Consider the following 18619-nt stretch of genomic DNA (forward strand, 5'->3'; position numbering starts at 1 on the left):
ATAGAGGCTCTTGCGATGCTGCTTCGATTTCGATCGAAGCAGCATCGGTATACGCCGTCCAGGCGGTTCAAACGGTCGTTCACGCCCCCTTTCGCACCCTCGATTCTCTTCGGATGCTACACTCGATAAAGCCGTCCTACGTTCATGTTCTTTGATGTATTTCGGCTGTTCAGAAGTGGAATTAGTGCTTTTTCAAGAGAAAGAGGGTGTTCCATGAAAGGTTACGCGATGCTCAGGATCGGCGAATCCGGCTGGATCGAGAAGGATACGCCTAAATGCGGTCCGCTCGATGCCATTGTCAAACCCCTTGCCGTCGCCATCTGCACGTCCGATGTCCATACGCTGTGGGAAGGCGCCATCGGCGATCGCCACGACATGATCCTCGGCCACGAGGCTTCCGGCGAAGTCGTCGAGGTCGGCTCCGAAGTCAAGGATTTCAAGCCCGGCGACCGCGTTCTCATCCCCGCCATCACGCCCGACTGGAATTCCCTCGAGGCCCAGGCCGGGTATTCCATGCATTCCGGCGGTATGCTGGCCGGCTGGAAGTTCTCCAACTTCAAAGACGGTGTCTTCTCCGAGTATTTCCATGTCAACGATGCCGACGGCAATCTCGCCCTCATGCCTGAGGGCATGGACCCCGCGGATGCCTGCATCCTTTCCGACATGGTTCCGACCGGCTTCCATGCCGTCGAGCTCGCCGACGTGCAGTTCGGCGATACCGTCCTCGTGGTCGGCATCGGCCCTGTCGGCCTTATGGCCGTCGCCGGCGCGGCTCTGCGCGGCGCGTCCCGCATCATCGCCGTAGGCACCCGTCCCGTCTGCGTCGAGGCCGCCAAGGGCTACGGCGCAACCGATTTCATCTCGTATAAGAACGGCCCCATCGACGAACAGGTGATGGAGCTCACCGGCGGCAAGGGCGTCGACCGCGTCTGCATCGCCGGCGGCACCGTCGCGACCTTCGAACCCGCCGTCAAGGCCCTCAAGGCCGGCGGCAAGATCGGCAACGTCAACTACCTCGGCTCCGGCGACTACATCAACATCCCGCGCGTCGAATGGGGCGTCGGCATGGGTCACAAGGATATCCGCGGCGGCCTCATGCCTGGCGGCCGTCTGCGCATGGAGAAGCTTGCGAGCCTCGTCTCTTCCGGTCGACTCGACCTGCATCCCGAGGTCACGCATCTGTTCCACGGCTGGGATCACATCGAGGAGGCGCTCTTCCTCATGAAGGACAAGCCCGCCGACCTCATCAAGCCGGTCGTCGTGATCGACTAGCGCCATCCGTCCATCAAGGGGCCATCGTCTGCAGCGGTGGCCCCTTCGGCATGCCGTCGGCACATCAAGGGGGGTCGTATCGTGAAGGTTCTTGTCGTCTCAGGATTTCTCGGCGCAGGGAAGACGACCTTTATCCAAGAGCTCGTGCGGCGCACGGGCAAGGACGTCGTCATCTACGAGAACGAATACGGCGAGGCCGATGTCGATGCCCGGCGTCTGCGCGCGGATTCCGATCTCAAGGTCTGGGAATCGGTAGAGAACTGCATCTGCTGCTCAGGCAAGCAGGACTTCGCCACATCGGTTCTCACGATCTCCAACACGCTCGATCCCGAATATCTCATCGTGGAACCCACGGGCGTGGCGAGGCTCGGCCGCGTGATGGACAACCTCGCGCAGGTGTCGTGGGTGCGCATCGAACTTCTGGCGCCCGTCGCCGTCGTGGATGCCGGCGCGTGGGAAGCCCAGCGCAGAAACGCTCCCGAGGTCTTCGACGACCAGGTGGAAAACGCCGCATCCATCGTCGTGTCCAAGCTCGGCGCCCTCGGTGCCGAGCAGGCTGTCGAACAGCTGGCTGCAAAGCTCAATCCCAAGGCGGAGCTTGTGATGGGCGCGTGGTCCGACCTGCCGGACGAATGGTGGTCGTCTCTTCTGGAGCGACGCGTGGACGGTTCGTTCGACGGGGCCGCAGATGCCGAAGGGGGCTTCGAGCCGGACGAGCTGGAAACCATGATGCTCGATTATGCCGCCCTGCCGACGCCGAGCCATCTTCTGTGGCTTCTGGATGCCATGTCGGCGGGCGTGTTCGGACGCCTCGACCGCGCCAAAGGGGCGCTGCCTTGCGGCAATCAGTGGATTCGCTTCGATCTGGTGGAGCGTACGTGGGCGGTGACGGGGGCAGACGAGATAGAGGAGGATCGCTGCATCTTCATCGGTCATGACCTGTATCGCAACGGCCTGCGCGAGGCATTCGTCCCTGCGCTTCGGCGCGATGGTGCCGAAGCCCGTCACGGGCATCGGCACGGCCGCAACTGCGAGCATCGCACGTATGAGCAGGGGGAGCACGAGCAACGCACCTAGGGTTCCAGTCTGGCGCCATGTTGCAGACGATGCGTCGTGCGCCAGGCGTCCGTGCGAGCGGAACGGTGCATACGCCTTATCGACGGCGCGTGCGTCGGATTCCGGGATGCCGTTTTCGGCCTACTTGTCCTCTTCCTCGTCATCGTCGTCGAAGAAGCTCCAGTCGTCCTCTTCGTCCGCGGGTCCGCGATCGACGAACGTGCGGCGCGTGTTCCACTCCATGATGACGGCGACGATGATGCTGAGCACGAGCGCGCTCGCCACGAGCACGCCGATGCCTGCGTACGATTCGAACAGAAAGCTGTAGATGGCCTGAAGGTCCATGGAAGATCGCGTCTCTTTCCTGTCGCGCCCGCGCTCGGGGCGCCCGGTCCGCCGGATTCGGGAACGTGCGTTCGAAATACCCGTGCATTGTAGTAAACCCCTTTGCGGGCACGCAAGAAGCGCATCGAAAAACCGCCCGTCGCCTCTTCGTCGGAGGATCGCGGCCTTGCATGGGCGCGCTTCGGCAGCGCAGGCGGCACCCGTTCCGCGCCGTATGCATTTCGGCTTGCAAATAGGGTGTGATGCCCGATGCCCTCGGCGGCCGCGCGGAAGCGTGGGGTATACTAGGTCACCATCTTCGGAGGCGACGTGAGGAGCAAGCATGCTTGATATCAAGTTCGTGCGCGAACACCAAGATGTCGTGGCGCAGGCCATGAAGAACCGCAACGGTTCCTGGGATTCCGATGCGTTCAACGAGCTGGATGAATCGCGCCGCTCCTTCATCTCCGAGGAAGAAGGCCTTCAGGCCCGGCGCAATGCCGCGTCCAAGGAAATCGGGCGGCTGATGCGCGAGGGAAAGAACGAAGAGGCGGAAGCGGCCAAGGAGTCCGTCCGCGTCATCAACGAGAAGATCGCCGAGGCGTCCGCGAAGCGCGATGAGGCCGAACGCGCTCTGACCGAGCTTCTGAGCCACGTGCCCAACCTGCCTTCCGACACCACGCCGGTCGGCAAGGATGAAACGGAGAATCCCGAGATCCGCCGCTGGGGCACGCCGACCGAATTCGATTTCGAACGCAAGGCCCATTGGGATCTCGGTCCCGAGCTCGGCATCCTCGACTTCGAACGCGGCGTGAAGCTCGCCGGCACCCGATTCGTGCTGCTCGGCGGTCTCGGCGCCCGTCTCGAACGCGCCCTCATCAACTTCATGATCGATACCCACATCTCGCGCGGCTACAAGGAATGGTGGCCGCCGGCCATGGCGAACGCCACGACGCTGTTCGGCACCGGCCAGCTGCCTAAATTCGAAGACGACCTGTTCAAGACGCGTGAAGGCATGTATCTCATTCCGACCGCCGAGGTGCAGCTCACCAACATCCATGCGCAGGAAGTGCTCGACGCCTCCGATCTGCCCCTGAAATACTGTGCGTTCACGCCCTGCTTCCGCGAGGAAGCGGGCAGCGCAGGTCGCGACACGCGCGGCCTTATCCGCGTGCATCAATTCGACAAAGTCGAAATGGTGAAGTTCGCGACGCCCGAAGACGGCTTCAACCAGCTCGAACTCATGACAGCCGATGCCGAGAACATCCTGAAGCTGCTCGGCCTGCCGCATCGCGTCATCAGCCTGTGCACGGGCGATCTGGGATTCTCCGCGGCCAAGACATACGACTTGGAGGTCTGGCTGCCGAGCTACGACGGCTACAAGGAAATCAGCTCGTGCTCGTGCTGCACCGACTTCCAGGCGCGTCGCGCCGATATCAAGTATCGCGATGCTGCTTCGTTCAAGGGCACGCGTTACGCATACACGCTGAACGGTTCCGGCCTTGCGGTGGGGCGCACGATGGCCGCCGTCATCGAGAACTACCAGCAGCCCGACGGTTCCGTCAAAGTGCCTGACGTCCTCGTTCCCTACATGGGCGGCGTCGAGTGCATCAAGCCTGAATAGAAGCAGAGGGCATGAGCGAATCGCCAAGGCGTCCTTCGGTCAAGGGGAAGAGGCGGGCTTCCGCGCGTCGCACGGAGAAAAGCCTCGCCTCTTCTGCTGCGCCCGATTCCACGACGCGGATCGATCCGAAAAACGACGCACCTCGCGGGACGCGTGCTCCTGAGCGCGACGCGAAAGCCGCGGCTGCGGCATCGACGTCCGGCAAAACCGCCGCGCAGCCCGAGGTTCCTGCCGCGCATGCGCCGGCCGATACGCCGGACGCGAACGTCGGAAAAGGAAATCCCGCTGGAGCGCGTCCGCCCGTGCAGAACCGTCGGAGCATCTCCAAAACGGGCGGGCTGGACGCGTCGTTCCTCGAATCCGACGAAGCGTTCTTCTCTCGTGCGCTTCCGACCGACCAGGCATCTGCCGCCGAATCGAAGGCCGCTGCCGCGAAGGGGGAAGGCGCGAAGCCCTCCGCTTCGTCGCTCATACGCGAGACGAATTGGAAGAAGGTGACGCTCATCACGCTTGCCGTCCTGGCTTCCGTCGTGATCATCGCGGGCGCAGGCTTCGTATGGCAGACGTTCTTCCGCTATGACGATACCGCCGACATCCAGGGGGAATGGATCACCGACGACGGGTCCATGACCGTGGTCATCGACGATGGCTCGATCAATATGCCGAACAACCTGCCGTATGCTTACACGCTCGACACCTGGAACAAGACGATCTCGTTCGATTTCCAGGGACTTTCGGGCTCGGGCACGTATACGTTCTCCGCCGATCGACAGCATCTCGTCATCACCGAGCAGGACGGGGATGCTTCGGTCGCCACCAAGCTCTCGCGCCTGTCCGACGATTCGTCCGCGAAGGCGAAGATCGTGAACGGAGCGGCCGCGCTTCCAAGCCCCCCTGAGGCCGAAGGGGAGGATTCGGGCGATGCCGCATCCTCGTCGGACAAGGGCGAAGGCGCAGGTTCGGAAGGCGCCGATTCCTCGCTCGATTCCATCGATTCGTCTGCGACGGTCACGTTGGCCGGGGGCGTGCGCAGCGCGTCGAACGGCGCGATGCTTCCGCCTTCGGGGGCGGGCGCGGAGGAGCATGAATAGCGCCGTTTCGCGTCCTCCGGTTTCGGTCGATCGCATCTCCATCGGAAACGACCGCATCGTCGCGACCTTGAGCGTCGCGCATGCGCGGTTCGGGCTCACGTCGCCGCGTGTCATGGCACGGGTTCTCGAGCGCCATCCGAATCTTCTTCGCCACACATGCATCAACGACGAGGGCGATACGTTCGGAGCCGTCGCCGACCATACGTCCATTCCGCACCTCATCGAACATCTTGCAATAGATTTCCAGGTCAATAACGGGTTGCACGAGAGGCGGGAATCGCCCGCGACCTTCGTCGGATCGTCCCGTTGGGGCGGCGTCAATCCGGACGGATCTCGAAACGCCCAGGTGGAGATTTCGTTTTCCGACGACCGTATTGCGATTCGCGCCCTGAACGAGGCGGTCGCCCTGGTCAATGGGATTCTCGCGAAAGATTCCGCTTCGTAGTCATTCGTGCGCCGTTATGCGCACAATAAGGGCAGGCAGCAACTAAACGGCAACGTCGGGCGATGCGAATCCCGCTATCGCGGCGGCACGCTCGTATAATACTGCACATGCGTACAGACGCGCTTCGGCGCGACGTCCAAGGAGGAAGCCATGGGAACGTTCAAAACGCTGGTCGTTGGAAGCCTGGCAGGCGTAAGCGCCGTCGCCGCCTATAAGTACATGAACGATCCTGAGTTCCGTCAGACCGTCGTCGACACGCTGAACAAGGCGGCGGACGATTTGAACGCCAAAGCCGAGGAAATCCGCCGGAAGGGCGAAGGCTACGTCGCTGCCGCCGGTTTCGCGCCCGCGCCTGCCGCGTCCGGAGCTGCGGACGGCGACGGGGCCGCGCAGGCTCAGCGTACCTACGTGACCGTCGACAACGCGCGCAGGATCATCACGGACACCGCTGCGAAGGTCGCCGCCAAGGCTGAAGAAGTCGCAGGCAACGCCAAGGAAGCCATCGCAGGCGGCGCCGAGGCCTTCGGTTCCGACGACGAGCTGCGCGACAAGATCAACGAGGCGCGCGAGCGCATCGCTGCCCAGGTCGCCGCGAACGTCGCCGCATCCCAGGAAGAGGCCGCATCTTCGGATTCCGCCGGCATCGCGGACGAAGCGGCTCCGGCAAAGGCCGCCGACGAAGGGGCCGATCAGGCCTAGCGCAGAGTCGGAGCGACCGGATGGCATATGACCGCGAAGGCCGGTTTTCCGGCCTTCGTCTATATCGGAAGGCAAGGGCATGGCGAAGAAGGGGCTCATCACGACGTCCGATCTCGAGCGGATGCGCGTGCGGGGCGGCAAGAGCGGCCGCAAGAACATCGGCCGCGTGAAGACGTGCGTCTTCCATCCCAAGGAAAAGCGCTGCATCGGCTTCATCGTGAAGCGTCCCGACCTGCTCTGGATGTTCCATCGCAAAGACGTCTTCGTCGCGCTCGATGAATTCGAGCTCGTCGACGGCCGCATCGTCGTCGCACCCGAATCCAAGATGTCGGGTCCTGCCGCTTGCAAGCGTATGGGCTTGAACTGGGATTCCTGCATCCTTTGGTCGGGACTTCCGCTCATGGTGGACGAAGAGACGGCCATCGGCACCGTGGGAACGGTGACGTTTTCGCGCATCACGGGAGATATCGAGTCGGTCGTCGCGTCGAATGGCGTGACGTCGCGGTACCTGCTGGGCACGCTCGAGGTTCCGGCCGATTGCATCCTCGGGTTCCGCCGCGGCATGGGGGTCGATCTCTCGGCAGGCGACGCCGCCGCCGGATCCGAATCCGAGCAGACGTTCAAGGGCGCCATCCTCGTGTCCGACGATGTGTGGGAGCTTCAACCCGAAGGCGGCTGGGCAGAAGCCGCCGGGGAATTCACTGCGAAGGCCCAGGCCAAGATTCAGGAAGCCACCGATGCGGTGAAGCCGAAAGCCCAAGCCGCCGCCGCGGCGGCGGGCGACGCCATCAACAAGGGCGCATATGCCACCGGCAAGCAGATCGCTGCGAGCAAGGGCATGTTCTCGAGCTTCAAAGAGGAATACCGCCGCGCCCGCACGGGCGATGACGAGGCCCTTGCGGTTTCATCCGGCGGCGATGCGGACGGCTCGCTCGATGTCGACGAGTCCCGTCCGAAGGCCTCCTCGAAGCCCGAGGGCGCCTCGGGATCCGGCTCGGCCCCGTCGATCGGCGGCATGTTCGCCGCATTCAAGGAAGAATACGACAAGGCATCCAAATGACGGTATCCGACACACGAAAGAAAGTCGCCGAACGCCTGGAGGCGCCTGTATCCGAAAGGCCCCGCCTTGCACGCCTGACCAAGGCCGACCTCATCAAGCTCATCGGTTTCGGCATCTTCATCGCCATCATCGTGGCGGCGACGGTCGCGCTCACGCCGCTGTTCGCCGGCATGGGAACCGAATCGGGGCGCGAGGAGCTGATCGCGAAGATCAAGGGCGCGGGTCCTCTGGGCGTGCTCATGCTTCTGGGCCTGCAGCTGCTCCAGGTCATCGTCGCCATCATTCCGGGCGAGGTCGTGCAGCTCGTCGCCGGCGCGATGTACGGCGTTGCAGGGGGTGCGGCCATCATCCTTATCGGATGCGTGATATCGAGCGCCATCCTCTTCGCGGTCGTGCATCGCCTGGGCGCGCCGTTCGTGCGCGACATGATTCCCGAGAAATGGCTGGACAAGGTCACCGATTTCGAGCAATCGGAAAAGCTCGACGTCATGGTGTTCGTGCTCTTCCTCATACCGGGCATGCCGAAAGACGTGCTCACGTATCTGGTTCCTTTGACCGACATGCCCATGCGCAAGTTCGTCATCATCTCGAACGTTGCCCGCGTACCCGGCGTGCTCATGTCCATGCTTGCGGCGGACGGCCTGCTCAACGGTGATTTCAAAGCTGTGGTCATCATCGCGGTCGCGGTCGGGGCCATCGCGGCGGTCGGCATCATCTTCCGCGAGAAGATCATGGGCGCGTTCAAGTCCCGCAAGGCTTCCGGAAGGTCTCGGTCTAAGCATGGCAAGGTCCTCGACGGCACGTCGTCAGAGGACGGCGAGAACTTCGATAGGTAGGCGGCATAACGCCGTCGGCGGCCTTCGATGGGCGGCTGCACGATAGGCAGCCGCATGATCGGCGGCCGAACGATAGGCATACGAGAACGATAGGCAGACGATACGGAAAGGGTGCGCCGATGCGCCTCATCTCATGGAACGTGAACGGCTTGCGCGCCGTTGTGAAGAAGGGCTTCAATGAGGCGTTCGCCGCCCTCGACGCCGATGTGTTCGCCCTGCAGGAGACCAAGCTCCAGGAGGGCCAGATAGAGCTTGATCTGCCTGGATACGTGCAGAATTGGAGCTATGCCGAGAAGAAGGGCTATTCGGGCACCGCGGTCTTCTCGCGGGAAGAGCCGCTGCAGGTCGTGCATCACGTGGGCACGCCCGCCCTCGACACCGAAGGCCGCATATGCGCCTGCGAGTTCGAGAAGTTCTGGTTCGTGGACGTCTACACGCCCAATGCCCAGCCCGAGCTCGCACGCCTTGAGCATCGCATGGCCTGGGACGCCGCGTTCCGCGAATTCTGCAAGAACCTTGAGGCAGGCGTCGTGCCCGAGGGGTTGGGATACGCTTCCGCCGAGCCCAAGCCCGTCATCATGTGCGGCGACTTCAACGTGGCGCACCAGGAGATCGACCTCAAGAACCCGCGTTCCAACCGGGGCAATCCGGGCTTTTCCGACGAGGAGCGTTCGTCATTCACGTCGCTGCTCGACGCCGGCTTCGCCGATACGTTCCGCATGCTGCATCCCGATCTCGAGGGTGCGTATTCATGGTGGAGCTACCGCTTCAATGCGCGCAAGAACAACGCGGGGTGGCGCATCGACTACTTCCTCGTGAGCGACGCGCTGCGCGGCGCCATCGAATCGGCGTCCATCTATGACGAAGTGATGGGCAGCGACCACTGCCCGGTCGGGCTCGATATCGCCCTATAGGCTATAATCGTACGATTCTGCGGCAAAAGGGAAGGCCACGGCGCAATTGTGCGAGACAGCGTGAAGACAAGGGCCCGCCTTCAGAAGGCGGTGAGAAACACGCTCCAGAGGGTGATGATCCTCGGGAGCGCGTTCTCGCTGTTCCTCCTCGGGCTCGTCGCCATCGTCGTCGTCGTCAAGGTTGTGATCGGATAGCCATGTGGCAGCGCTTCACATTCACCGATCTGCGCATCATCGCGCACTATCTGGGCGCTCTGACCATGTTCTTGGCCGTGGCCCTGTGCGTGCCGCTTGCCACTTCCGTTGTGATGCAGGAATGGAACGCGACCGAGCGGTATCTGTTCGGCATAGGCATCGCGCTGTTCATCGGGTCGGCCCTGCGCCTTGCCTACCTCGAGCCGCGCGCGCTCACCCAGCAGCAGGCCCTTGCCGTCACGGGGCTCGCGTGGCTTCTGCTCGCGCTGGTCGGCGCCATCCCCCTGTACATGTCGGGCCATTTCATTTCGTATCTCGACGCGTTCTTCGAGGGCATGAGCGCATGGACCACCACGGGCGCGTCCATGATTCAGGACCTCGAGCATCTGTCCGCGGCCGATAACATGTGGCGCTTCGTCATGCAGACGGTCGGGGGATTGGGCGTGGTCGTTATCGCCCTTTCGCTCGGCATCTTCGGCAGCTCGGGGGGCTCGTCGCTGTATGCGACCGAAGGCCGAAGCGAGCACGTCATTCCGAACATCATCCAGACGACGCAGTTCATCGTGCGCGTGGCCGCCGTCGCCATCCTGACGGGAACGGTCGTGCTGTTCCTGGCATGCCTGGCCATCGGCATGGAACCTTCGCGCGCCCTGCTCAACGGCCTCTGGCTTTCGACCGCCTCGTTCAATACCGGCGGCATGTCGTCGATGAGCCTGGGCATCAATTACTATCACTCTTGGGGCATCGAGATCATCGTGCTCATGCTCATGCTTTTCGGCACGGTGAACTTCACGCTGTACAACGAAATCTGGCGCGGCCGGATCGAGCATTTCTTCAAAGATATCGAGGTGCGCACCTCGGCGGTCTGGCTCATCGTCGTCGTGGGCGTGGTCACGACCGCCATCTGCGTTTCCGGGCGTTTCTCCGACCTTCCGACGCTCGTTCGGCGCGGCGTCTTCACGATCGTCTCCGCGTTCACCACCGCGGGCTTCCAGCCCATCACGTCGAACCAGCTGACGACCATCGTATCGTCGGGCGCGCTCATCGTGCTCGTGTTCGTGATGATCGTCGGCGGGTCTGCCGGCAGCACCTCGGGCGGCATCAAGGTGCTGCGCGTGGGAATCCTGGGCAAGGAGCTTGTCGCATACGTGAAAGACCTGCTGGCACCCGCGTCCGCGCGTCAGGTGGTCACGTTCTACCATGTGGGCAAGCGTCCCCTCAGCACTGCCCTCGTCCGTGCGAACCTCGCGGTGTTCCTGCTGTTCTTGGCGGCGCTCATGCTGACCACGATCGTGACGGTCGCGTTCGGATACGAAGCGTCGCCTGCGCTCTTCGAATCAGCATCCATGGTGTCGAACATCGGCATGTCGGCCGGCATCGTGCAGCCTGGCATGCCCGACGTGCTCAAATACCTGTACATCTTCGATATGTGGGCCGGCCGTCTGGAATGGGTCACGCTTGTCGCGCTGCTCGTGTCGTTCTCGGCTTCGCTGAAGCCGAAGAAACGGGTGGGCCATGGGCGATAAACCCGTAATCACGCATCGCATCTGGGCGTTCATGGCCGTAGGGATCCTTGCGGCCTCGCTTGCGCTGCCCGCGGCCGCGCTCGCCGACGACGATGATGCGGCCTCGTCCGACTCCTCGTCCGCCCAAGACGTCTCCGCATCGGGCGACGGCACCACGACCTCGGGCGCGGTCGTGCGCGCCGGCGGAGCCAAGTCGGGGACGAACGGCTCGCCGTCGGAGGATTCTTCCGGCGCGTCCGGCAACAGCAAGGCGGGATCGGGGGCTTCCTCGGGCATCCTCGAAGCAGCCGATACCGCAGGCAAGCCTGCCGTCGAGGCGGCCGACGAGGCTACGCCGCTCGAAGCGGAGGGGAACGTGATCGACGAGGGGCAGCTGGCCGACAACTCGTTTCTCTATGATGCGCAGATAGGCGACCTTGCATCCGCCGATTCCTATTACGACAGGCAGACGGTCCAGGTCACAGGCGAAGTCGTCGGAGATGCCGTGAATGTCGCCGGCGGAAAGCCCGGGCGTGTATGGATCGTCTTGCGCGATCCGAAGAGCGGCGCCACCGTTCCTGTCATCATTTCGAAAGAAGACGCCGAAAAGATCGACACCTTCGGGCGCTACGGCGCCGCGGGAACCACCTTGCGCATCAAAGGCACATACTATCTGGACGATATCGAGCAGCAGGGGGAAAGCGACATCCATGCGACCAAGGTCGTGGTGGTTTCGGAAGGCGGACGGCATTCGGACCTGATTGTCGTCAGCGCGTTCAAGATGCCGCTCATCGCTATCGCGCTCGGCGCCGCGCTGACGTTCCTGCATTGGTATCTGCGCGAGAGGAACCGCTGATGCGCGGTCTGGTGGTGAAGCTCGACCGCGGATATCCTCTGGTGAAAGATGCGCAGGGGCGTGAAATCAGATGCGAGCACGCCACGACGCTGCTCAAAGGCTCCCGCGTGCGTGCGACGACCGGGGATGCGGTCGAGTTCTCCGTGCCCGAGGGGCACGACAAAGGCATCATCGATCAGGTGCTCGCGCGTCGGAACGCCTTCGTGCGCAAGGACCCGGCGGAACGTTCGCTTCCTCAGGTCCTGGCCGCCAACTTCGACAAGGTCTTCGTCGTCGAACCGCTGGTCAATCTCAATGTGCGCAGGCTTGAGCGTGAACTGGTCCTGGCGCACGAGAGCGGCGCGGACGTGCAGGTGCTGCTGACCAAGGCCGATCTTGCCGATGGCGAAAAGGCCCTTGAGTCCGCGAAGATGCTGGTCGAACGCGTGGCGCAGGGAACGGAGGTGCTCGTGGTGTCCGATCAGGATGTCGAGAGCGTCGAAGCCGTGCGTGCCGCCGTCCGTCCCGGCGAGGTGGCCGTGCTGCTCGGCAAGAGCGGCGTGGGGAAGTCGAGTTTGGTGAACGTCCTTGTGGGCAAGGACATTCAGGCCACGGGCGCCGTGCGCGAACGCGACGGGCGCGGAAGGCATACGACGGTCTCGCGGGAGATGGTAGACATTCCCGGCGGCGGCCGTGTCATCGACATGCCGGGCGTCCGCGGCCTTGCGCTCTGGGACGCCGACGAAGGCATGGGCGCGGCGTTCGCCGATATCGAAGCGCTTGCGGAAACCTGCCGTTTCGGCGATTGCCGGCATGATGGCGAACCTGGCTGCGCGGTCGAGGCCGCCGTGGCGTGCGGGGATGTGGCTGCAGAGCGCCTGGAGAGTTATAGGCGGCTCAAGGCTGAAACCGACGAGGCCAAACGCCGTCGCGAGGAATCCCGTCGCATCCGGTCGCGCAAAGGGCATCCCCGCCGCTGGCAGGGCTGAGCGCCGCTCCGGGTTTTTTCGGAGCGTTGCGCGATCGATTCGGTTTCCTGTCTATGGGATTAATCCAGTTTCATTTCTCGTCCGAGGTATTTGCCGCTGATCTCGTAATTTAACCATGGTTAATTTCGTAACGCCTACGCTTTTCCGCTGATGATTCCCCCAAAAAAGTCCTTGCAAAAGACCCCCCCCCTTCTCCTAGCATTGGCAATATTACATAACAACTCTACAAAAGGGGCTGCGTATGGAATCGACATCAGCAGGAATTGGGAAGATGGGAAAAGGCAGGATAGCTGCGCTGGCGGTGGCGCTTTTGGCGACTCTGCTTCTCTTGGTGAGCGTGGATACGCGAAGCGCCTTTGCCCAAGAGCTCAGCTTGGATGACGTGACCATCCAGTCTTTCAAGATCATCGACGCCACGCACGGCGACGCGGAGATCGAATACTCGCTGAGCTCCGAAGCCTCGCCTAAGACCGATCCAGCTGCATTCAGCAATGCGATTTGCGAGGGCCAGAAGGTCTCGTCGCTTAAGCTCGAGGCGAAAGTTGCGTATGACGGCAGCGACGCCATCCAGGATGGGGATACGTTGACGATTCCAGCGTCGGTTGGACGAGGCCTGAATTTCGCCCCCCGTCCCTTGCTTGATGGCGACAATAATCAGTTGGGTACTTTTGAGTACACCGACGGTAAATTCGTGCTCAAGTTCAGCGGGGACTACCTCAAAAACCACAGTATAAAAAAATTCGAGATAACGCTTCAAACTGGCGGAATAACACACTATCGAGATGAACTAGGGCACACGCTGACACTGGGTGAGCGCGCTCTTTCTCAGGGAGTACTTGGTAAAGACACTCTCTATGCCGCCCATGAGAAATACTACGTTATTGCCAAAGCCGTCGGAGCGACAAATACCGCACTTTCCATTAGATCCGATCTAACCACCAATCAAAGCATGGATTGGGACATAAAGGTGTTCAATGATGCGCGTGCTATAGACGGATACCATTTCCGTATGCCCTATATGCTAGAGCACAATGGAGCCTATAGTCCTAATTCGCTTACCGGGGTCTATGTAGAGAGCACCTTCGCCGATTGCGCAGCCGAGCCGGAACTAGCCAGGAGTTGGTCTGAATTTTCAGGAATCAACGACCAAGGAGAAGTATTATCCGGTTGGTATGGGCAGTACCTTTCAGCGAACACCTTCCTCACCAAGGTTGACCAAGGGGCAAAGAGCAAGAGCGATGTCAAAGCCGCTTTGCAGAATGGCCAGTACTGCATGTATAACAACCACGACGGTAGCTATACCTTCATGCTGAAGTGGTGGGATATGAACGATCCTGCCGGACCTAAATACGACGATCTCGCTGGTGTTGCAGATGCAGGAGGCATGGGAAACCTTCTCAAGAATAACTATCCAGACATCTTCGGAAACGTTTCTTCTGCAACAATAGGAAAGATCAATCAAATATATGCGGGGAAGGCTCTGCAAAATATTTCCGTACGTGTTCGGGTTGTCCATCCGGTTGTAAACACGCCGACCGATAAGACGGGCACCGTTGAAATGACAAGCGATCAGGGTTCGAGTACGGCAACCGGTACGGCCACCCTGACCCCTTCGAGCGCCGCCATCGATGCACCAGCAGATCCTCTGACCATCAAGATGCTCAAGACCGACAAGGAAAGCGGTGCGGCTCTCTCAACCGGTTTCTCCTTCAAACTCCAGTCCTCGAATGATGGCGGAACGAGCTGGACAGACGTTGCAGTGGATGCTTCCATGCTCGACGTAGGCTCCCTCAACCCTGACGGCACTCTCACGCCCGATGCCAATGGCGCCATCCAGGTCAAAGGCCTCACCGGCGGCATGATGTACCGCTTCGTGGAGGTCTCGCACGCCAACGGGTATCCCGACGTGGCTGTCGACGAGGCGCATCCCAACGATGCCGATCATACGACCTCGGCAAACTCCGAGGCGGTCACGGTGACGAGCCAGGGTTCCGGGCAAGTCATCACCATGTACAACCAGAAGGCCAAGGTGGATGTCTCAGGCGTGAAAACTTGGGACGACGACAACGACCGCGACGGCGCGCGCCCTGCCTCCATTACCGTCAACTTGCTCCGGGACGGTACGCCGATCGATTCCAAGACGGTTACGCCCGATGCTTCAGGCACGTGGGCCTATAGCTTCTCGGGTCTCGCTCAGTACGATTCGGTGGACGGACACGAGTTCAGCTATCGAATCACGGAAAACGCCGTTGCCGACTATGCGACCGTGATCAATGGCTACGACATCACCAACTCTCACACGCCAGGCAAGACCTCGGTTACCGCTACCAAGGCATGGGACGACGGTGCGAATGCCGATGGAATTCGTCCGGCATCCGTCCAACTGCAGCTCTACGCCAACGGGGTTGCTTTGGGAGCGCCGGTTGCCGTGGACGCGGCGAGCGGCTGGACTCATACCTGGACGAATCTCAATGAAAAAGAGGCAGGTGCGAACATCGCCTATACGGTAGAGGAAACGGATGTTCCTGCCGGATACACCTCGGCCAGCGCAGGGGATGCCACGAACGGCTTCACCATCACTAACACGCATGTTCCCGAGACAATGGATATCTCAGGTACCAAGACGTGGGACGATGCCGACAATCAGGATGGCATGCGTCCGCAAAGCATCACCGTGAACCTTCTTGCCGATGGGCAGAAGGTCGCCGATAAGCAGGTGACGGAAGCCGACGGATGGGCCTACAGCTTCACCGGCATGACCAAGAACAAGGCCGGTCAGGCCATTGACTACACGGTCACCGAAGATGCGGTTGAGGGATATACGACTACCGTCGCCGGCTTCGATATCACCAACACGCATGTACCGGGCACGGTCGATGTCACCGTTTCCAAGATCTGGAACGACGGCAATGACAAGGACGGAATCCGTCCGGCAAGCGTTATGGCGCAGCTCTATGCCGACGGCGTGGCGCAGGGAGGCGCGGTCGAGCTCTCCTCCGCCAACGGTTGGACGTCGACTTGGACGGGGCTTGCCGAGTACCAAGGAGGGCACAAGGTCTCCTACACGGTGGAAGAGGCCTCGGTACCCGACGGCTATACCTCTTCGGTCAAAGAGCAGGCTTCGGGCAATTTCGTCATCACCAACGCCCACACACCCAAGGTGAACCCCACGCCCGAACCGGGGCCTGCTCCTGATCCTTCCTCTCCGGGTTCCAAGCCTCCTGCCTCGGGACACCAGGGAAAGACGATGCCTGCGACCGGTGAAGGACCGGTGCTCCCCGGCATCCTGACGCTTGCGGCCGCGTCGCTCGTCGGCCTTGCATGGGCCGCAAAGAAGCGTATGCGCAACGAGGGCGGCATGCAATCGTAGAGCATCCAGCCGCATACCTGCGCAAGGATCGCTTTTCACGTGAGCTGAACCTCTAGCATCGGACCCGGGATGAACGTTCATCCCGGGTCTTGTTGCGTCAAGAGCCGATGAAGCGCAGGGGAGAGACTACGAGTGCTCCATCCGCGTTGCCGCCTGCTGGGAAAACATCTGCCGATGCCGCACGCTCCTTGCCGTTGCGGCAGTCGGGCGTATACTCGGGAAAACACCTGCGACGAAGGGGGTCGTCATGGCTAAGCTTTCTGCCGGCATTTCGCGCGAAGACGCATGTAACCTGCTTAAGGCTCACAACAAGGATGAATTCCATATCGAGCACGGCGAAACGGTCGAGAACACGATGCGCTACTTCGCACGTGAATTCGACCCCGAGAACGAGGAATTCTGGGGCATCGTCGGCTTGCTGCACGATCTGGACTGGGAAGAACACGACGACGACCCGGTGAACCATACGGTCTACGCCGCCGAAATCCTGCGTCCCTTGGGCGTATCCGACGAGCTCATCCATGCCATCCAGTCGCACAACCACGACTACAATCCCGCTCTGCCGAAGCCCGAGCTCTACATGGAGAAGATTCTGTTCGCCTCCGAGGAACTGACCGGCCTCATCGGTGCGGCTATCGTTATGCGTCCCTCGAAGAGCGTCATGGATTTCGAGGTCAAGTCGCTCAAGAAGAAGTTCAAGGACAAGCGTTTCGCCGCGGGCGTGAGCCGCGACGTCATCCGCAGCGGCGCCGAGATGGTCGGTTGGGAGCTCGACGAGCTTTTCGAGCGCACCATCATGGCCATGCGCTCCTTCGCCCCTGATCGCGACACCTTCGTTTCGCCCGAATCGTAGGGCTCCGCATCGGAGGCGCCGCGTTTCTCATGCGGCGATGAACAGGAAGGCGCCGTCAGGCTGCGACCTGACGGCGCCTTCCCTGAATGCTGACCGCCTATGCGCGACGTGTTTGCTTCTTTCTATTCGACGGGTTCGCCGCTGAAGTCCAGCCCGTGCGTGATCTTGCGGGCGCTCTCCAGGTCGAAGAATGAGTCGAATTCGGGGCTCTGGAACAGCTCGATGCTGGTTTGCGCCTTCCTCTGGGCTTCGGCATAGATGTTCCAGAAACCGACGGTGCTGACCTCGCCGGTGAAAGGATTGGCCCAGGATGCGTGCTCGTGGTTGTCGAACGCGCACAGAGGCGATTCGTTGACGCGGTGCGCCATGGCGGCGTAGAAGGAGTGTCCGCGGCCTAGGATGCCGCGTTCGATGGCGTTGAACGTCTTGTGCCCGGTCTGTTCGGGCGAATACATCAGTCGCTGCACCAGGCGGAACCCATGCACCGCGCGGCTGAAGATCACATCGGGGACCGAAAGCCGATAGGCACGCAGGCAGACGAAGACGTACATCTTCCCGATGATGCGCAGCACATCCTCGGATGCATTGAGCACCTCTTTATAGGGTCGGTATTCGCGAATCGTGAGATTCATCTTATTGACCAGCACGACCTCGTCGATCGTGCGTTCGATTTCCGCGTGCACGTCGTTGCCGTCGGCGCGGGTGATGCCGTCGAGCCCGGCGTCGCAGATGGCGAACTGCTGCGCGTATATGAACGGATGCGCGCTGCTGTCGAGCGTGTAATGGCACAGAAAGCCTGCCGCATACGCTTCTCCGATCAGGCGCTCGCTATCTGTGAGGGTTTCGAGGCTTTCACGGATAGCGGCGATGAGCGCGGTGGGGCGGTCGTGATGCATGTTCGACCCGAGCGACGTGAATGCTTTCATGTCGGGTGCTGCAACCAGGTAGAACAGCGGATCGGGGCCTTGGTTGCCCAGCAGGAACGCATCGCGGGCATCGGGGCTTTCGCCTATGAGCGCATTGTTCGCGGCATAGAAATCCCTGCCGAAGAAATCATGGGTCAGGATAGCGGGCATGACCTATCTCCTGTCTGTTGCGGGTGCGCGGTCGTCGGCGGGCATCGCCCCGCATGCAGGAGGCGGCCGTCGAATCAGGCAGCACGATGGAGCCTGAGCGCGTTGCATTCCCATCCTACCATCGTGCCGCCGCGAAGGAGCAGCACAGGCTTTGCGGGGAGGCTTGCAGCGAGGCCTGGTCGCATTTTGTGGCGAAAAACCATCGAATCGGCCAAGAATTCCATTGATGCATGCCGTTGATTAGGCGAGAATAACTTCCGTATATTGGAATGCCGCCCTGGGGCAAGCTCGGCGGGCATTCCGCATGTGCAGGATTTTGCAGGGAGGAACACAATGCATCAGAACCGTACGACGGGCGGGGCCTCCGCCGCCGCCCGGCCCGCATTGCGCACGCGCGCGTTCCGCGCGGGCATGGCGGGCATCCTCGCCTTCGCGCTGAGCGGCTTCACGCCGCAGGCGCTCTCGTGGGCCGACG

Annotated in this window: 16 protein-coding genes; 14 read left to right on the forward strand and 2 right to left on the reverse strand. The window is 61.6% G+C overall.

The window, feature by feature from the left end:
* The first annotated feature begins 213 nt into the window (after positions 1-213).
* Together HMPREF0762_RS06010 and HMPREF0762_RS06015 are read left to right on the forward strand one after the other, a co-directional pair.
* Positions 214-1272 (forward strand): NAD(P)-dependent alcohol dehydrogenase, encoded by a 1059-nt coding sequence (locus HMPREF0762_RS06010; protein WP_006362631.1) that lies wholly within the window; start codon positions 214-216, stop codon positions 1270-1272.
* 81 nt (positions 1273-1353) lie between these two features.
* Positions 1354-2349 (forward strand): GTP-binding protein, encoded by a 996-nt coding sequence (locus HMPREF0762_RS06015; RefSeq protein ID WP_006362632.1) that lies wholly within the window; start codon positions 1354-1356, stop codon positions 2347-2349.
* 120 nt (positions 2350-2469) lie between these two features.
* On the opposite strand, the gene HMPREF0762_RS06020 is transcribed toward HMPREF0762_RS06015, so the two are convergent.
* Positions 2470-2673: a DUF6724 family protein gene (locus HMPREF0762_RS06020; RefSeq protein WP_006362633.1), complete on the reverse strand. Its 204-nt coding sequence runs from the start codon at positions 2671-2673 to the stop codon at positions 2470-2472.
* Between the two features lie 322 nt (positions 2674-2995).
* Between HMPREF0762_RS06020 and serS the strand changes: the two genes are divergently transcribed.
* From serS to HMPREF0762_RS06080, 12 genes are all read left to right on the forward strand, one after another.
* A complete protein-coding gene (serS, locus tag HMPREF0762_RS06025; RefSeq protein WP_006362635.1) occupies positions 2996-4276 on the forward strand; it encodes a serine--tRNA ligase in 1281 nt (426 codons plus the stop codon).
* A gap of 11 nt (positions 4277-4287) precedes the next feature.
* Positions 4288-5367, forward strand: a complete 1080-nt coding sequence (locus tag HMPREF0762_RS06030) for a hypothetical protein (protein WP_245935512.1) — start codon at positions 4288-4290, stop codon at positions 5365-5367.
* Positions 5360-5812, forward strand: coding sequence for a hypothetical protein (locus HMPREF0762_RS06035; protein ID WP_006362637.1), 453 nt, complete (start codon positions 5360-5362; stop codon positions 5810-5812). Before HMPREF0762_RS06030 ends, HMPREF0762_RS06035 begins: the two co-directional genes overlap by 8 nt.
* A gap of 150 nt (positions 5813-5962) precedes the next feature.
* Positions 5963-6511 carry a hypothetical protein gene (locus HMPREF0762_RS06040; protein ID WP_006362638.1) on the forward strand — a complete coding sequence of 183 codons (549 nt, stop codon included), beginning with the start codon at positions 5963-5965 and terminating at the stop codon, positions 6509-6511.
* Positions 6512-6590: 79 nt separating this feature from the next.
* The gene (locus tag HMPREF0762_RS06045) at positions 6591-7571 is read left to right on the forward strand and encodes a hypothetical protein (protein ID WP_006362639.1); all 981 of its coding nucleotides are present in this window, start codon (positions 6591-6593) and stop codon (positions 7569-7571) included.
* Positions 7568-8407 carry a TVP38/TMEM64 family protein gene (locus HMPREF0762_RS06050; RefSeq protein WP_006362640.1) on the forward strand — a complete coding sequence of 280 codons (840 nt, stop codon included), beginning with the start codon at positions 7568-7570 and terminating at the stop codon, positions 8405-8407. The genes HMPREF0762_RS06045 and HMPREF0762_RS06050 overlap by 4 nt, the downstream gene beginning before the upstream one ends.
* Before the next feature lie 119 nt (positions 8408-8526).
* Positions 8527-9321 carry an exodeoxyribonuclease III gene (locus HMPREF0762_RS06055; protein WP_006362642.1) on the forward strand — a complete coding sequence of 265 codons (795 nt, stop codon included), beginning with the start codon at positions 8527-8529 and terminating at the stop codon, positions 9319-9321.
* 197 nt (positions 9322-9518) lie between these two features.
* Positions 9519-11042 (forward strand): TrkH family potassium uptake protein, encoded by a 1524-nt coding sequence (locus tag HMPREF0762_RS06060; protein ID WP_006362645.1) that lies wholly within the window; start codon positions 9519-9521, stop codon positions 11040-11042.
* The gene (locus tag HMPREF0762_RS06065) at positions 11032-11877 is read left to right on the forward strand and encodes a hypothetical protein (RefSeq protein WP_006362648.1); all 846 of its coding nucleotides are present in this window, start codon (positions 11032-11034) and stop codon (positions 11875-11877) included. The genes HMPREF0762_RS06060 and HMPREF0762_RS06065 overlap by 11 nt, the downstream gene beginning before the upstream one ends.
* A complete protein-coding gene (gene rsgA, locus HMPREF0762_RS06070; protein ID WP_006362649.1) occupies positions 11877-12845 on the forward strand; it encodes a ribosome small subunit-dependent GTPase A in 969 nt (322 codons plus the stop codon). The genes HMPREF0762_RS06065 and rsgA overlap by 1 nt, the downstream gene beginning before the upstream one ends.
* A gap of 241 nt (positions 12846-13086) precedes the next feature.
* Positions 13087-16215 carry a Cna B-type domain-containing protein gene (locus HMPREF0762_RS06075; protein ID WP_050759680.1) on the forward strand — a complete coding sequence of 1043 codons (3129 nt, stop codon included), beginning with the start codon at positions 13087-13089 and terminating at the stop codon, positions 16213-16215.
* A gap of 247 nt (positions 16216-16462) precedes the next feature.
* The gene (locus HMPREF0762_RS06080) at positions 16463-17068 is read left to right on the forward strand and encodes an HDIG domain-containing metalloprotein (RefSeq protein WP_006362653.1); all 606 of its coding nucleotides are present in this window, start codon (positions 16463-16465) and stop codon (positions 17066-17068) included.
* A gap of 122 nt (positions 17069-17190) precedes the next feature.
* On the opposite strand, the gene HMPREF0762_RS06085 is transcribed toward HMPREF0762_RS06080, so the two are convergent.
* Complete coding sequence (locus HMPREF0762_RS06085) at positions 17191-18144, reverse strand: hypothetical protein (RefSeq protein ID WP_006362655.1); 954 nt, start codon at positions 18142-18144, stop codon at positions 17191-17193.
* Positions 18145-18619 lie beyond the last annotated feature (475 nt).

Source organism: Slackia exigua ATCC 700122 (assembly GCF_000162875.1).
GTDB lineage: Bacteria > Actinomycetota > Coriobacteriia > Coriobacteriales > Eggerthellaceae > Slackia > Slackia exigua.

Excerpts from the sequence above, each read along its gene's own strand:
- HMPREF0762_RS06010 (WP_006362631.1), top strand. The coding sequence starts at position 214 with ATGAAAGGTTACGCGATGCTCAGGATCGGCGAATCCGGCTGGATCGAG.
- HMPREF0762_RS06020 (WP_006362633.1), bottom strand. The coding sequence starts at position 2,673 with ATGGACCTTCAGGCCATCTACAGCTTTCTGTTCGAATCGTACGCAGGC.
- serS (WP_006362635.1), top strand. The coding sequence starts at position 2,996 with ATGCTTGATATCAAGTTCGTGCGCGAACACCAAGATGTCGTGGCGCAG.
- HMPREF0762_RS06030 (WP_245935512.1), top strand. The coding sequence starts at position 4,288 with ATGAGCGAATCGCCAAGGCGTCCTTCGGTCAAGGGGAAGAGGCGGGCT.
- HMPREF0762_RS06035 (WP_006362637.1), top strand. The coding sequence starts at position 5,360 with ATGAATAGCGCCGTTTCGCGTCCTCCGGTTTCGGTCGATCGCATCTCC.
- HMPREF0762_RS06040 (WP_006362638.1), top strand. The coding sequence starts at position 5,963 with ATGGGAACGTTCAAAACGCTGGTCGTTGGAAGCCTGGCAGGCGTAAGC.
- HMPREF0762_RS06045 (WP_006362639.1), top strand. The coding sequence starts at position 6,591 with ATGGCGAAGAAGGGGCTCATCACGACGTCCGATCTCGAGCGGATGCGC.
- HMPREF0762_RS06050 (WP_006362640.1), top strand. The coding sequence starts at position 7,568 with ATGACGGTATCCGACACACGAAAGAAAGTCGCCGAACGCCTGGAGGCG.
- HMPREF0762_RS06055 (WP_006362642.1), top strand. The coding sequence starts at position 8,527 with ATGCGCCTCATCTCATGGAACGTGAACGGCTTGCGCGCCGTTGTGAAG.
- HMPREF0762_RS06060 (WP_006362645.1), top strand. The coding sequence starts at position 9,519 with ATGTGGCAGCGCTTCACATTCACCGATCTGCGCATCATCGCGCACTAT.
- HMPREF0762_RS06065 (WP_006362648.1), top strand. The coding sequence starts at position 11,032 with ATGGGCGATAAACCCGTAATCACGCATCGCATCTGGGCGTTCATGGCC.
- rsgA (WP_006362649.1), top strand. The coding sequence starts at position 11,877 with ATGCGCGGTCTGGTGGTGAAGCTCGACCGCGGATATCCTCTGGTGAAA.
- HMPREF0762_RS06075 (WP_050759680.1), top strand. The coding sequence starts at position 13,087 with ATGGAATCGACATCAGCAGGAATTGGGAAGATGGGAAAAGGCAGGATA.
- HMPREF0762_RS06080 (WP_006362653.1), top strand. The coding sequence starts at position 16,463 with ATGGCTAAGCTTTCTGCCGGCATTTCGCGCGAAGACGCATGTAACCTG.
- HMPREF0762_RS06085 (WP_006362655.1), bottom strand. The coding sequence starts at position 18,144 with ATGCCCGCTATCCTGACCCATGATTTCTTCGGCAGGGATTTCTATGCC.